At 43.9% G+C, this 14502-nt stretch carries 12 protein-coding genes; 6 read left to right on the forward strand and 6 right to left on the reverse strand.

Annotation, left to right across the window (positions count from 1 at the left end):
- Positions 1-13 precede the first annotated feature (13 nt).
- The 5 genes from CLV31_RS09785 (at position 14) to CLV31_RS09805 (ending at position 7896) form a co-directional block, all read left to right on the forward strand.
- Positions 14-946, forward strand: coding sequence for a hypothetical protein (locus CLV31_RS09785; RefSeq protein ID WP_111392716.1), 933 nt, complete (start codon positions 14-16; stop codon positions 944-946).
- Between the two features lie 153 nt (positions 947-1099).
- A complete protein-coding gene (locus CLV31_RS09790) occupies positions 1100-3889 on the forward strand; it encodes a 2-oxoglutarate dehydrogenase E1 component (RefSeq protein ID WP_111392717.1) in 2790 nt (929 codons plus the stop codon).
- 101 nt (positions 3890-3990) lie between these two features.
- Positions 3991-5508 (forward strand): 2-oxoglutarate dehydrogenase complex dihydrolipoyllysine-residue succinyltransferase, encoded by a 1518-nt coding sequence (gene odhB, locus CLV31_RS09795; RefSeq protein WP_111392718.1) that lies wholly within the window; start codon positions 3991-3993, stop codon positions 5506-5508.
- Positions 5509-5638: 130 nt separating this feature from the next.
- The gene (gene lpdA / locus CLV31_RS09800; protein WP_111392719.1) at positions 5639-7036 is read left to right on the forward strand and encodes a dihydrolipoyl dehydrogenase; all 1398 of its coding nucleotides are present in this window, start codon (positions 5639-5641) and stop codon (positions 7034-7036) included.
- Between the two features lie 86 nt (positions 7037-7122).
- A complete protein-coding gene (locus tag CLV31_RS09805) occupies positions 7123-7896 on the forward strand; it encodes a Rossmann-like and DUF2520 domain-containing protein (RefSeq protein ID WP_111392720.1) in 774 nt (257 codons plus the stop codon).
- Here the strand turns inward: CLV31_RS09805 and CLV31_RS09810 are convergent.
- The 4 genes from CLV31_RS09810 to CLV31_RS09825 all read right to left on the reverse strand — a co-directional run bounded on the left by CLV31_RS09810 (position 7893) and on the right by CLV31_RS09825 (position 12234).
- Complete coding sequence (locus CLV31_RS09810; RefSeq protein ID WP_111392721.1) at positions 7893-8747, reverse strand: pirin family protein; 855 nt, start codon at positions 8745-8747, stop codon at positions 7893-7895. The genes CLV31_RS09805 and CLV31_RS09810 overlap by 4 nt on opposite strands.
- 67 nt (positions 8748-8814) lie before the next feature.
- Positions 8815-10107 (reverse strand): Zn-dependent hydrolase, encoded by a 1293-nt coding sequence (locus tag CLV31_RS09815; RefSeq protein WP_111392722.1) that lies wholly within the window; start codon positions 10105-10107, stop codon positions 8815-8817.
- Positions 10108-10166: 59 nt separating this feature from the next.
- Positions 10167-11165 carry an acyl-ACP desaturase gene (locus CLV31_RS09820; protein WP_111392723.1) on the reverse strand — a complete coding sequence of 333 codons (999 nt, stop codon included), beginning with the start codon at positions 11163-11165 and terminating at the stop codon, positions 10167-10169.
- Between the two features lie 190 nt (positions 11166-11355).
- Positions 11356-12234: an SMP-30/gluconolactonase/LRE family protein gene (locus tag CLV31_RS09825; RefSeq protein WP_111392724.1), complete on the reverse strand. Its 879-nt coding sequence runs from the start codon at positions 12232-12234 to the stop codon at positions 11356-11358.
- A gap of 258 nt (positions 12235-12492) precedes the next feature.
- Between CLV31_RS09825 and CLV31_RS09830 the strand changes: the two genes are divergently transcribed.
- Entirely contained in the window at positions 12493-13743 is a 1251-nt protein-coding gene (locus tag CLV31_RS09830) for a dipeptidase (protein WP_111392725.1), read from the forward strand.
- Between the two features lie 45 nt (positions 13744-13788).
- Here CLV31_RS09830 and CLV31_RS09835 read toward each other — a convergent pair whose 3' ends face one another.
- Positions 13789-14217, reverse strand: coding sequence for a type II toxin-antitoxin system VapC family toxin (locus CLV31_RS09835; RefSeq protein WP_111392726.1), 429 nt, complete (start codon positions 14215-14217; stop codon positions 13789-13791).
- Positions 14214-14471 carry a DUF6364 family protein gene (locus CLV31_RS09840; protein WP_111392860.1) on the reverse strand — a complete coding sequence of 86 codons (258 nt, stop codon included), beginning with the start codon at positions 14469-14471 and terminating at the stop codon, positions 14214-14216. Before CLV31_RS09840 ends, CLV31_RS09835 begins: the two co-directional genes overlap by 4 nt.
- Positions 14472-14502: the final 31 nt, after the last annotated feature.

Consider the following 14502-nt stretch of genomic DNA (forward strand, 5'->3'; position numbering starts at 1 on the left):
TAATTTAGAAAAAATGAAAATGCTAAGATATAGTTTCGGCTTGTTGGCTAGTGCACTCATCTTTCTAAGCTCTTGTAGAGATTTTGTAGAGCCAAATGTGCCTTACAAAGATTTTGATACAGGTGCTTATTTGAGAACGATCGCCAGAACAAGTACTTCGTTCAACTTCTTCAACCTTGGGGCATCAAAGTTTGCCCTTACCCTTGAGGCAGTGGACATCGAAGACGGTAAAACTGTTCAGACAGTTGAAATCCGTGTACGTCACCGAAGATTGATTCCCGGTGTAGGTTTGAGATACACTCCTCAGAATGATGTAGTAGTGAAAACCCTTCAGGCTTCTGATTTTCAGCCAAACCAAACCTCCAGATTCCTTAGGGCTTCATTTGAGGTTACTGCAGCTGAGGCAATTGCAGCTGTTGGGTTGACTTCTGCACAAATTGAGGGTGGGGATGTGTTTGAATTCAGATTGGTGCTCAATGATAAGTTTGGAAGAAGATTCAGCTCCGACAACGTGACTACAAACGTAGCCGGTGCGCCTTTCTATGATTCACCTTTCCAATATCCGGTTTCAGTGATCTGTCCATCGGATTTGGCAGGCACCTACCAATTTGATCATATTGAGACCTTCTGTGGCAAGACCTTCGCAGGTTCTACCACGTGGACTGCAGTTGCTGCCACCCCTGGTTCCTACACTGTGTCAGATGGTACATTTGGTTCTTGGCAGCAATGTTATCCCGATACATGGGGTAATGGAAATGTCAGAATAAATGATGCCTGCGGTAGATTGACCATGACTGGTACAGATAAGTATGGGGATAGTTATTCTATGGTAGTGAAAAGTGTTACGCCTCAAGTACTTACCTTTGAGTGGAGAAACACTTACGGTGAATTTGGAACCGTGGCAGTAAAATCAAATACTGGCAAACCTTGGCCATCATTGAGATAATTCATCTCCTATAATTTTCCTAAAAAGCGACGTCCATAGACGTCGCTTTTTTTTTTAACTGGTTGCCAATAAATACATATTTGGAAAAGCAAATAAGCAATTTTTAAATCCAAACAATAGGGCTTAGATTTGTGTTGTTCTCAAAAACTAACCATGGATAAATTCTCCTACATCGCAAACGCTCACGTGTCTTACATTGATGAGTTGTATGCTTCCTACAAAAACGATCCTGCATCAATAGACCCAAGCTGGAAAGAATTTTTCGAAGGTTTCGACTTTGCTTTGGCAAATTATGGTCAGGAAGAAAATGGTTCGGCACCTCAAATTCCGACCGGTAAGCCATCACCGAATGGTTCATTGGCTACTCCAGGTACCATTATGGATATGGAGCAGCTTCCGAAGGAAATCAAAGTTCGCGCTTTGATTCATGCCCACCGCTCCCGAGCTCACTTGAGATCCAAAACTAACCCTGTTCGTGAGCGAAGAGACCGGAAAGCCCTGATCGATCCGCAGGATTTCGGATTGGGAGATGCGGACATGAATACGGTCTTTCAAGCCGGACATGAAATTGGAATTGGCAATGCCAAACTTTCGGAAATCATTTCAGCACTCAAGACCATCTATGAAGGTCCGATGGGTTTCGAATACCTTTACATCCGTGATCCCGAGATGTTGGATTGGTTCAAAACCAAGGTGGAAAAAGAGGCGCTAGCCTTCAACCCGTCAACTGACGAGAAAAAAAGAATTTTATTTAAGCTTAATCAGGCGGTAGTTTTTGAAAACTTTTTACATACCAAGTATCTTGGTCAAAAGCGATTCTCACTCGAAGGAGGTGAAAGTACCATTCCATTTTTAGATGCAGTGATTAATACTTCGGCCGTTCATGGCGTGGAAGAAGTGATGATCGGTATGGCGCACCGTGGCCGCCTCAATGTACTTGCCAACATCATGGGCAAGACCTATGAACAGATTTTCTCCGAATTTGAGGGGACTGCCAAGCCTGACCTGACCATGGGTGACGGCGATGTGAAGTATCACATGGGCTATTCTTCTGATATCGTTACTCCCGAAGGAAATAAAGTTCACCTCAAACTCGCTCCTAATCCCTCACATTTGGAAGCAGTAAATCCGGTGGTGGAAGGATTTGTAAGAGCAAAAATCGACCACGAACATAAGGGTGATGCCAAGAAAGCACTACCAATCCTGATTCATGGAGATGCAGCTGTGGCCGGTCAGGGGATCGTGTATGAGGTGACTCAAATGGCTGGTCTGAAAGGATACAATACCGGAGGTACCATCCACTTTGTTATTAACAACCAAGTGGGCTTTACGACAGACTTCGATGACGCCCGTACCTCAATTTATTGTACTGACGTTGCCAAAATCATTGATGCGCCCGTGATCCATGTCAACGGGGACAATGCAGAGGCGGTAGTTTTTGCAGCGAAGTTGGCAGCTGAGTTCCGTCAGAAGTTCAGCAAAGACATCTTTGTGGATATGGTTTGCTACAGAAGACACGGACACAACGAGTCTGACGAACCTAAATTCACCCAGCCTGAGCTTTACAACATCATCTCCAAGCATCCGAATCCTAGAGAGATCTATGTGAAGCGTTTGACAGAGCGCGGTGACTTTGATGCAAAAATAGCAGCTCAAATGGACGAAGAATTCCGTCAGTTGCTCCAGGATCGCTTGAATATGGTGAAGGAGAAGCCGCTGCCTTATCAGGCTACCAAGTTTGAGCGGGAGTGGGGAAGTCTTCGCAGATCGACACCGGAGGATTTTGAACAGTCACCCGAAACGTTCATTTCTGAAGATAAAATCGAGAAAGTTGCGGAGGCCTTGACTTTTATCCCTAAAGGATTCAAGCCAATCAAGCAGATCGAAGCGCAGATGAAGCAGCGAAAGGAAATGTTTTTTGAAACCAAAGAACTAAACTGGGCATCTGCTGAACTGCTGGCATACGGTTCTCTCCTTTTGGAAGGAAAAACAGTTCGTATCACTGGTCAGGACGTACAAAGAGGTACCTTCTCTCACCGACATGCGGTCATCCATGATGCCAACACCAATCAACCTTTCAATTCATTGAAAGAAATGAAGGAAAGAAAGGGGCAGTTTCATATTTATAACTCCCTGTTATCTGAATATGCGGTCCTTGGTTTTGAGTATGGTTATGCCATGGCAAATCCAAACTCCCTGACGATTTGGGAAGGCCAGTTCGGTGATTTTGCCAACGGTGCTCAGACCATGATTGACCAGTTTATTTCTTCAGGCGAATCCAAGTGGCAGAAAATGAACGGATTGGTGATGTTACTTCCTCACGGTTATGAAGGCCAAGGACCGGAGCACTCCAATGCCCGTCCGGAGCGTTTCTTGCAGCTTTCGGCAGAATACAACATGGTGGTCGCGAATATTACTGAGCCCTCCAATTTCTTCCATTTGCTGAGAAGACAGTTAACTTGGGAGTTCAGAAAGCCATGTATCGTCATGTCTCCAAAGTCACTGTTGAGACATCCCAAGGTAGTTTCTCCGCTTGCTGAGTTTACTTCAGGTCGATTTAGAGAGGTATTACCTGATACTACTGTTGCGGCAAAAGATGTCAAGCGAGTGATTCTTTGTTCTGGTAAGGTGTTCTATGATCTGGATGAAGCCAGAGAAAAAGAAAAGGTTAAAAATGTCGCAATCATCCGACTTGAGCAGCTCCATCCGCTACCGAAAAATCAGATTCTTGAAATCTTGAAGCAGTACAAAGGTGCCGAGGTGGTATGGGTACAAGAAGAGCCTGAAAACATGGGTTATTGGAATTACCTGCTTCGATTGCTTTACAAGGACCTACCTATGGACGTAATCGCACGTAAAACCAGTGCTTCTCCAGCGACCGGATATAACAAAGTTCACGTGGAAGAACAGAAATCTATTGTTTCTCGGGCTTTAAAGCTTTAATCTTAAATTACACCCCGGATTAGAATTCCGGGGTTGTTTTTAATTTTCAATCAATTGTAAAATCTTCTTTTCCTCAACCTGAAAAGACAACATATAAAACCATGAGCAAAGAAATGAGAGTGCCTACTGTAGGCGAATCGATATCCGAAGTGACAGTAGGTCAGTGGTTTAAAAAAGACGGCGACCAAGTGCAACTCGATGAAGTGTTGTGCGAATTGGAATCTGACAAAGCAACTTTTGAATTCCCCGCTGAGGCTGCCGGGATCTTGAGAATCAAAGCGCAAGAAGGAGATACCGTCGAAATCGGTGGTTTGATCTGTGTGATCGAAGAGGCTGATGCTGCTAGTAAGCCAGCCACGGAATCAAAGCCTCCCGCTCCTGCTGCAAAAGCATCGGCAAGCGGAGAGGTTAAGGAAATGATCGTTCCTACAGTAGGTGAGTCAATCACTGAAGTGACCCTGGCCAATTGGATCAAAAAAGATGGCGACTTCGTGACTTTGGATGAGATTATTGCAGAAGTCGATTCTGACAAAGCTACTTTCGAGCTTCCTGCTGAGGCTACCGGTATTTTGCGACACGTAGCCAAAGAAGGCGATGTCCTCGAAATCGGCGGCTTGATCTGCAAGATCGAGGTGACTGAAGAAGCTCCGGCTAAGACTGAGTCAGCCCCTGCCGAGCCAACAGCAAGTTCCTCTTCTTCTGCCTCTAGCTCTTATGCTGCAGGCCATGCGTCACCTGCTGCTTCAAAGATATTGGCGGAAAAGGGAATTTCTCCCGAGTCAGTGAGTGGTTCTGGAAAAGATGGCCGAATTACTAAAGAAGATGCGCTTTCTGCTAAGAAATCTGCTCCAGCACCTGCGGCTGAAAAGCCTGCACCTAAAGTACAAGAATCAGCATCCCCTGCAGCCGCTCCCGGATCCAGAAATGTACGAAGAGAGAAAATGTCTTCCTTGAGAAAGACTGTTTCCCGAAGATTGGTAGCAGTGAAAAATGAAACGGCGATGTTGACTACGTTCAACGAGGTCAACATGAAGCCAATCATGGATCTGAGAGCTAAATTCAAAGATCAGTTTAAAGAAAAACACGGGGTAGGATTAGGCTTTATGTCCTTCTTTACCAAGGCAGTTTGTGTGGCACTTCAGGAGTGGCCAGCAGTAAATGCCATGATCGATGGCAACGAGATTGTTTACAATGACTTCTGTGATATTTCTATAGCCGTATCTGCTCCAAAAGGTTTGGTAGTTCCTGTGATCCGGAATGCGGAAGCTATGTCTTTTGACCAGATCGAAAAAGAAGTGGTCAGATTGGCCGGAAAAGCCAGAGATAACAAACTTTCTATCGAAGAAATGACCGGAGGTACCTTTACCATCACCAATGGTGGTGTATTCGGATCCATGATGTCCACACCGATCATCAATGCTCCACAGTCTGCTATTTTAGGTATGCATAATATTGTGGAGCGTCCAATGGCTGTAAACGGTGAAGTGAAAATCCTTCCGATGATGTATGTGGCACTTTCATACGATCACCGAATCATTGACGGTCGGGAATCTGTAAGCTTCTTAGTACGTGTAAAGCAATTGTTGGAAGACCCTACCAGGCTTTTGTTTGGAGTCTGAGAAGTATCTAGTCGCTAGACATAAGTATCAAGAGTGAGGACTCCAATTTACTCACTCTTGGTACTAGATTATCAATCATTGGTGAGTGAAAGTCTTGATACTTGATACTTGCTACTAAATTCTATTCAAAATGTATGATGTCATAGTAATCGGTTCTGGTCCTGGTGGATATGTGGCTGCCATCCGCGCTGCTCAACTTGGGATGAAAACCGCTATCGTAGAAAAATATTCCACCTTGGGTGGTACCTGTCTCAATGTGGGCTGTATTCCTTCCAAGGCACTTTTGGATTCATCCGAGCATTACCATAATGCTGCCCATACTTTCAAAACCCACGGAATCAACCTGAAGGATTTAAAGGTCGATTTGGCTCAAATGATCTCCCGAAAGGACGATGTGGTCAAGCAAAATGTGGACGGGATCCAGTTTTTGATGAAAAAGAACAAGATCGATGTGCACCATGGATTAGGTTCTTTCGTGGATGCCCATACCGTCAAGGTGACCAAAGAGGACGGCTCCTCATCGGATATTCAGGGCAAAAACATCATTATCGCAACAGGTTCCAAACCGGCCTCACTTCCATTTATCAAGTTGGACAAAGATCGGGTGATCACTTCCACGGAAGCGCTCAAGATGAAGGAAATTCCAAAGCATCTCATCGTGATCGGTGGTGGTGTGATCGGGATGGAACTCGGATCGGTGTATGGCCGATTGGGAGCTAAAGTTTCTGTCGTGGAATTTATGGATTCCATTATCCCAACTATGGACAAAACCATGGGCAAGGAGCTTCAGAAGTCCTTGAAAAAGCTTGGTTTTGACTTTTACCTGAAGCACAAAGTAACTGCGGTAGAAAATACCGGCAAAGAAGTGGTAGTCAAAGCCGATAATGGAAAAGGTGAAACCATCGAGATCAAAGGCGATTACGTCTTGGTCTCTATTGGACGAAAGCCCTATACCGATGGACTCAATGCTGAAGCCGCTGGTGTGAAGCTAACCGATCGTGGACAAGTCGAAGTCAATGATCACCTTCAAACCTCCGTACCACATATCTATGCAATCGGTGATGTGGTGAAAGGTGCCATGCTGGCCCACAAAGCAGAGGAAGAAGGTGTGTACGTAGCTGAAACTATCGCTGGTCAAAAGCCGCATATCAATTACCTGCTTATTCCTGGTGTAGTTTACACTTGGCCGGAAGTGGCTGCAGTAGGATATACCGAGGAGCAATTGAAAGAACAAGGAAGAAAATATAAAGTGGGCAAATTTCCATTCTTGGCTTCGGGTCGAGCTCGAGCTTCCATGGATACCGATGGATTGGTGAAAGTTTTGGCTGATGCCGAGACCGATGAAATCTTGGGTGTCCATATGATCGGTCCGCGGACCGCTGATATGATCGCCGAAGCGGTCGTTGCGATGGAGTATCGAGCTTCTGCCGAAGATATTTCCAGAATGTCTCATGCGCATCCGACCTATACTGAGGCATTCAAAGAAGCTTGTCTTGCTGCTACAGATAATCGTGCACTACACGTATAAGCGGAAATGCTCTTAATTTCATAAGGCCATTCTCTTTCTCAGAGAGTGGCTTTTTCATTTTCTTTAAAAAATAGCTTACTTCCCTCATGAAGTTCAAAATAGCCATTTTGGGTGCGGGAAATGTCGCTTGGCATTTGGCTCCGGCATTGGAAGATGCCGGACATGAGATCACGGAGATTTATGCCAGGGATCTAGAAAAAGCACAGGAAATTACCGAACGGGTTTACAGTGCCGAGCCAAAGGATGACTTGGATTTTTCGGAAAGCAAGGCTCAGATTTTCATTTTGGCAGTGAAAGATTCGGCGATTCCTGAAGTGGCAGATTCGGTGATTTTGCCCGAAAACAGCATTTTGGTTCATACCTCCGGAACCATGTCCTTGGATATTTTGGGGTACAGTTCGGCGAGTTACACAGGGATTTTTTATCCCTTACAATCGTTTACCAAGGGAAAGAAAATCGAATTGGATGAGGTTCCTTTTTTGCTCGAAGCAGAGGATGAAGAGACGCTGCAAAAACTGAAAAAATTGGCTAAAAGCTTATCTCCTTTGGTCTATACCGTACGATCCAAAGACCGAAAAGCTGTTCATATTGCTGCAGTTTTCGCCAGTAATTTCACCAATCACATGATCCGGATTGCGGAAGAAATCATGCGACGCCAAGGCTTGGATTTTGAAATGCTGAAGCCACTCATCATCGAGACCATTTCCAAAAGTCTTCAATTGGGCGCAAAAAAGGCCCAAACTGGGCCTGCAATTCGAGAGGATTACGAAACACTGGAAGATCATCACCGATTTTTGAACTACAACGAGCAAGTCGCTGAAATCTACCGGCTGGTCTCCCAGGATATTATTGACAGTTAATGATCCCAAGAGCCAAATTTCCCGGCTTGATAATCTTGATAGGCTTCGTAGATCTGTTGTTGCGTATTCATCACAAATGGTCCTTGAGCTACCATGGGTTCATTGAAAGGCTTGGCGTGACCCAAAATTAAAATTGCATCTTCGAGTGCTTCCACTGCGATTTTTTCTCCAGAATTGGTGAATTCTACCAGGTTTCTAAACTGAATTTCTTCACCATTAACCTTAAGTTCTCCTCGGACGATATAGAAAAAGATATTCTCCTCACTAGGGATTACCTTTTCAAATTTTCCTCCTTTTTCCTGATAAATCGTGCTCATGGTCAAGGGAAAAGTTCCTTCAAAAGCACCCTGGACTCCATTCCATTCTCCGAATAATTGCTGGACTTTTATTTTCCCTCCATCTAAGTCAAATGCCGGAATTTCCTCTTTTTGCAATCCAACATAGTTTGGAGTGATCATTTTTTTTGCAGCAGGCAGATTAAGCCAAAGCTGCAATATCTCCAAGTCACCGCCATTTCGCTTGAATTCAGTGCTGGAAACTTCGGCATGAATCAAGCCACGACCTGCAGTCATGTATTGTACTCCACCAGGCCCAATGACCGACTCATGTCCTGAAGAGTCTTTATGCATGATATCTCCTTCCAGAATAAAAGTCACGGTCTCCATTCCCCGATGGGGGTGAGGGCCGAAAGGCAAACCTTGGTTTCGCTCGGGATAGGTTTGGAAGCCATGATGATTGAGGAAAATGAAAGGATCGATCTGTTGAAGAGATCGGGTAGGCATCGGACTGTAGGTCACCAAATCGGCGATGGGACGATATTCGGCTTTATGGATTCGTTTGATGGTTCGCATAGCTCAAATTGTTTGTATATACATTAAATACAAATCTGATCAAAAAAGTTTGCTGGAAAGTGGTTTTTTACTTGAGTCGTTTATCCAATTCCAGGATGGTCTGAAGTAGAACATTTGCCCCGTTCGCAATGTCTTGTTTGGTCGAAAACTCCTCAGGCGCATGGCTGATTCCGTTTTTACTGGGGATAAAAATCATTCCCATCGGAGCAATTCGGGCCATTTCCTGCGCATCGTGTCCGGCTCCGCTTGGAAGACTTTTGGTAGTCAATCCCAATTTATCTGCCTGATTTTTGATTACTTCTCGGATCATTGGGTCAGCCAAAGCGGGTTTGCTGGCTACTTCGATATGCTTGATTTCCAATTGAGTACCGCTTTTTTCGGCCAATACCTTGGCTTTGCCTTCGATTTCTTTATAGATCGTCCAGATTTTTTCGGAAGAAAGGTCTCGGATTTCCAGATTGAGCTTCACTTCACCTGGGATCACATTTCCCGCACCGGGGAAAGCTTGGATTTTTCCTACAGTTCCAACTTGTCTACCCTCATACGAATTGACGATTCGATTCACTTCCAAGATCAACTCGGCCGCGGGTAGCATGGGATCTTTTCGCAAATCCATGGGTGTCGTTCCTGCATGATTCGCTTTGCCTTTGAAAGATATCTCCCACCACTCGATAGCCACAATCCCTTCCACGACTCCAATGTCCAACTTTTCATTGTACAAATTACCTCCCTGCTCGATATGCAGCTCGAGAAAAGCAGCTACATCACCTGGACTTCGCTTCATTTCGGAAATTCTCTCTGGGTCTCCGCCGAGTAATTTGATTCCTTCGGCTTGTGTCACTCCGGCATTGCTGACGACCTGAAGGGCTTCTTGACTCAGCGCTCCCACTATCGCCCGGCTTCCTACCACTCCGCCTTCTTCATTGGTGAAAATGATTACCTCTAATGGATGATCGGTGATGTATCCGTTTTCGGAAAGCGATTGGACGACTTCTATGGCACCTAAAGAGCCAACAGGCCCATCATAGTCTCCTCCGTTGGGCACTTCATCGATATGAGAGCCAAAGGAAATGGGTTTGAGATTTGGGTTTTTGCCTGCTTTCCTGCCTATCAGATTTCCTGCAAAATCAATGGAAACTTCTAATCCTGCCTTTTCCATCAGAGATTTGACAAACTTTCTGGCTTCCACATCATGAGTCGAAAAAGCAACTCGATCTGATCCTCCTTGCGCATTTTTTCCAAAAGTGGCTAAAGTCATCAAGTTCCCATGAAGTCGATCTGCGTTGACTTGGGGCGTTTGAGCAAAAATTAGGGATTGATAGAAAAGAAGGCAAGCCGATATTAGGATTAGGTTTTTCATTTTGATTTTTTGGGTGAATGCACAAAAAAAGTCCCTCTTTGGAGAAGGACTTGGTGTATTTATTTAAGCCATGCGAGCCGAACTTCATCTGGTGCTTTCATTCGGTCAGCCAGTCTCATGTATCGATCGGCAAGGTTGGAAAGGTAATCCTGAGCTTTTGCTGCCATGGCATCCAATCCCGTTAGTGTTTCTATTTTCCAGAATTCCACTAGGTGTTCGATAATCCGGGCATAATCCCAACCGGTATAAATCCCAACTTTCTGAGTGATTTCCGAAAAATCCTTATACAGATTTGGTCTGTTTCCTCCTTCACCCATCAAAACGGCAGGCATGACAATTTGCTTTCGCATCATTTTCTCGAAAGCAGTGATTGCACCGCTTGGATCGATCTCAAAGATGCGGGACATGAAAGATTTATACGCTTTTTCATGTCGGGCTTCGTCACCTGCAATGGTTTTACAAATCCGGGAAAGTACATGGTCGCCTGCTTTATCAGCTAGTTTTCCGGTATTTACATGGGAAATCTTGGTAGCTCTTTCCTGAAAAGAAGTATAGATCATCGCCTGGTAAGGATCTGATTCTGATTTAGGATCAAATCCATTGGAGATGAGTCTATGGATGGTCTGCTCAACTGCTCGCATATCAACTCGCCCGGTAAGGTAAAGGTACTTATTCAATAAGTCTCCATGGCGGTTTTCTTCTGCTGTCCAAGCTTTGGACCATCTTACCCATCCCGAAGGAGAGAGAAGGCTTCGCTCCTCATTGATTCCTTCTAACAGATTGAAATAAGTTTGATAGGAAGGAAGAGCTTCTTCGGTGATCATGTTTCCGACCAACGAGGTCAACACGGTGTCAGGAATTCCTTCTGCTCTTTTTTGCAAAAGTTTGATGTCTTCCAACGCCTCAGGATTGGAAAGGTCAGGTAAAAAATCAGACGGCTGCCAGCATTCGTCCGGATCTACTAAAACATTGTCCACAGCGTGACCTACGAGTTCATCCAGTTGTGAGATGACCTCCATGTTTTTTTCTAATTCGTAATTGATTTCTCCTGATTTCATTCGGGTACTTTATAATTCCAAAAGGAAAACTTTTGGATAGTTGATTGTTACTGAGGGGAAAGGTACGGACAAATCCGCGGATAAGTGATAGAAAAACTCAATTTCGGATATGGGTTTCCACGAGTGGCAATTTCTGACAGAAAAAATTTAGCCTCCAGAAGGAGGCTAAACTGAAGTGTCTGGTTTAAAATCAATAATCGAGTTTATAGGCAGCTACTTTGTTCTTGAAGAAAGTAGGGACATAGACAACCATTTCAGCAGCATTGTATCCGATATCAGCTGTATTGGACTCTGCGGCTTTGGTATCCAGCATTAAGGTTTGTGTAGAGTCATTGGCAAACCAGATTTCTCCTTGCCATCTAGATGCTATAAAATTTCCGTCACCAAGAATTACCAATCCGTCACCGCCTGTTACGTTCGTGTTGAGTACAGTAGTTGTTCCATCAGCGTTCCATTTTTTCAAACCTGAAGCATCAAGTCCGTAGATTGTTCCATCAGTGGCGACTGCAATACCGTTGATTGATTCGTTTCCTTCAGAAATGGTGGAAATAGCCCCGTCCGCGTAGGCGTGTACTTTTCCGGTGGTCATGTCTGTGAAATAAACGGTTCCGTTGTGAGCAGCAACGTCGTTAAGGAATTGGGCACCTTCTACTTTCCATTTGTTGGAAACTTTGGCTGTAGCAATGTCGATTTCCACGAATTCGTCGATGTCGGTCACATACAATTTTCCATTGGAAATAGCCATTCCTTTAGGAGCATTCAAGCCAGAAACCCAAGCTGGATTTACGATTTTGCCTTCTTTGGAAATGATTCCAATTGAACCTTTGCCGTCTTTACCAAGTGGATCTTGGCCTTCGATATTTGAAACAAAAATAGTACCTGTAGCATCGTCAAAAAGGACAGATTCATTGGTCATCAGCGAATCTGCTGTTTCCCAAAGAAGTGTCAAGGTCGGAGTTTTTACTTCTACCACTTCTTCTACGACCTCTTCGGTCTTTTGAGGTCCGCAGTTTGAGAAAAGAAGTGTGGCTGAAATCCCAAGAAGGGAGTACTTGAGTAGATTTTTCATAGTTGATAAAGGTGTTGTTATGGTTTGTTTTATAATCGGACTTTAAAGTTGGTTATTTTTCCTTTCCAAATAAAATCTGTTTTTCAAGGAATTGTTTATCCAAAACAGGCTTATCATTTTTTTTAATTGATGGTTTCCATCAAAAATTTCGCCTGTTGATTTTTATAGCCTTATAGATTCGATTTGCCATTGATGGATTTTTACAGATCAAATCCGAATTAGAACTTAAATTGACCCAAATTAAATTTAGCCCAGTTCATGAAAAAACTTCTGTTTGCCTCGGTACCTGTTTGGTTGTTTTTAGCCTGTGCTGATCCAGGCTCCACCGTAGATTACACTCAAATGTCCGATGAAGAGCGTCTTAAAGCCGCTACGGAAATCGCCCAATCCACCATCATGGTAGATGGTCACGTAGATCTGCCGTATCGGATGAAAGTGGGTGGATTTACACTTCAGCGAGAAATTCTGGATGTTTCTGTAAGGACTCCTGACGGAAATTTCGACTATCCCCGCTCCAAAGAAGGCGGCCTCGATGCGCCTTTTATGTCCATCTACATTCCAGCAGGCAATCAGGCGATTCCGGGTGCGTCCAAAGCGTTGGCTGATTCCTTGATTTTGATGACCGAGCGCTTGGCAAGTACGTTTACGGATAAGTTTGCCATGGCATACAGCCCGGCAGATATTGAAGCCAATTTCAACAAAGGATTGATTTCATTGCCGATGGGTATGGAAAACGGTGCCGGTATCGAGGATGATTTGGCCAATGTGGAATATTTCCACAAAAGAGGAATCCGATACATCACGCTGACTCATGGCAAGGACAACCTGATCGGAGATGCGAGTTATGATACCATGGGTACCTATGGGGGATTAAGTGAGTTTGGGGAAAAAGTAGTGGCTGAAATGAATCGAGTGGGAATTATGGTCGATTTGAGCCATGTCTCTGACAATACCTTTCGCGATGCTTTGGCGATAACCAAAGTTCCAGTGATCGCTTCGCATTCTTCTGTCCGAAAATTCACTCCGGGCTTTGAGCGAAATATGAGTGATGAACTGATTCAGGCCATGGCAAAAAACGGAGGGGTGATGATGATCAATTTCGGTGGTTCTTTTATTGATTCAGCGTATGCGGCTGGTTCGGCAAAAGTGCGTGAGCACATCGTGAATTGGTTGGCTGAAAACAATCTTTCCCGAAGTGATTCTGCTGCGCAGGCGTATATCAAAGAATATTCAGAAAAAAATAATCCATTCCCGACTGTTCAGCGCGTGGCTGATCATTTTGATCATGTGGTCAAGTTAGTTGGGATTGATTATGTAGGATTGGGTTCGGACTTTGATGGAGTGGGGGATTCACTTCCCACTGGACTGAAGGACGTTTCTATGTTTCCTAATCTGATTGCGGAATTATTGAAGCGGGGATATTCTAGAGAGGATATTGAAAAGATCTGCTACAAAAATGTGTTCCGAGTCTGGAAGGCTGTGGAGGATTATGCGGCTAGTCAGAAGTAAACCAATCAAAAAAATCCTCTTAATCGGAGCCCTGATGTCTTTTGGTCAGGGCTCTGACTTTTTATAGATTTCCAGAAACTGGTCAGGAGTTAAGATTGGGATAGTCGAATTTTTAAAGTCTTTTTGATTTCGTGTTAAAATTGCTTCGTACCCAAATTCCAGTGCTGTGAAATACTGAAGCGCATCTTCAAAATCGGTGAAATCGGAAGTGTTCAACGCCAAATCGATCAATTTTTCATTCAAAGGATGAACCACTAAAAGAATCTTGAATTTTCGAAGCAATTCATTGGCGGCTTCAGTTTTTAATAGCTTGAGTAGATGATAATGAGTATTGGCAATGGAAAGAGAGGAAACTCCGCAGTTCAGGATTTTTTGTTCGGAAAGTGAAAAAATTTTACCCGCCTTCAAATCGAATGGCTTTCTGTTAGTCAAAAAGTCGATAAGGATATTGGTATCAATAAACACATTCTTCATTGATACTTCTTTTCAAGATAATCCCTGTATTCTTTTTTGTAGTCGTAATTATCTGGTAAAGAGCCAGCTGCGCCCATAAGGCTTTTGACAAAGGGAGTTATTTGGATATCCTCTGATATTTCTGTTTTGGGCTTTGAAATATTGTCCAAATAGCTTTCAACTAGTTTTGAAAGACTGATTTTTTGCTCTGACGCATAGATCTTTGCCCTTTCAATAACCTCAGCGTTTAATCGAATCGTGAGTTTGGTGTCCATTTGAGAAATATTTGACGTATCGAATTTAAAA

This window comes from Algoriphagus aquaeductus (assembly GCF_003253485.1).
Taxonomy (GTDB): Bacteria; Bacteroidota; Bacteroidia; order Cytophagales; family Cyclobacteriaceae; genus Algoriphagus; species Algoriphagus aquaeductus.

Excerpts from the sequence above, each read along its gene's own strand:
- CLV31_RS09785 (WP_111392716.1), top strand. The coding sequence starts at position 14 with ATGAAAATGCTAAGATATAGTTTCGGCTTGTTGGCTAGTGCACTCATC.
- CLV31_RS09790 (WP_111392717.1), top strand. The coding sequence starts at position 1,100 with ATGGATAAATTCTCCTACATCGCAAACGCTCACGTGTCTTACATTGAT.
- odhB (WP_111392718.1), top strand. The coding sequence starts at position 3,991 with ATGAGCAAAGAAATGAGAGTGCCTACTGTAGGCGAATCGATATCCGAA.
- lpdA (WP_111392719.1), top strand. The coding sequence starts at position 5,639 with ATGTATGATGTCATAGTAATCGGTTCTGGTCCTGGTGGATATGTGGCT.
- CLV31_RS09805 (WP_111392720.1), top strand. The coding sequence starts at position 7,123 with ATGAAGTTCAAAATAGCCATTTTGGGTGCGGGAAATGTCGCTTGGCAT.
- CLV31_RS09810 (WP_111392721.1), bottom strand. The coding sequence starts at position 8,747 with ATGCGAACCATCAAACGAATCCATAAAGCCGAATATCGTCCCATCGCC.
- CLV31_RS09815 (WP_111392722.1), bottom strand. The coding sequence starts at position 10,107 with ATGAAAAACCTAATCCTAATATCGGCTTGCCTTCTTTTCTATCAATCC.
- CLV31_RS09820 (WP_111392723.1), bottom strand. The coding sequence starts at position 11,165 with ATGAAATCAGGAGAAATCAATTACGAATTAGAAAAAAACATGGAGGTC.
- CLV31_RS09825 (WP_111392724.1), bottom strand. The coding sequence starts at position 12,234 with ATGAAAAATCTACTCAAGTACTCCCTTCTTGGGATTTCAGCCACACTT.
- CLV31_RS09830 (WP_111392725.1), top strand. The coding sequence starts at position 12,493 with ATGAAAAAACTTCTGTTTGCCTCGGTACCTGTTTGGTTGTTTTTAGCC.
- CLV31_RS09835 (WP_111392726.1), bottom strand. The coding sequence starts at position 14,217 with ATGAAGAATGTGTTTATTGATACCAATATCCTTATCGACTTTTTGACT.
- CLV31_RS09840 (WP_111392860.1), bottom strand. The coding sequence starts at position 14,471 with ATGGACACCAAACTCACGATTCGATTAAACGCTGAGGTTATTGAAAGG.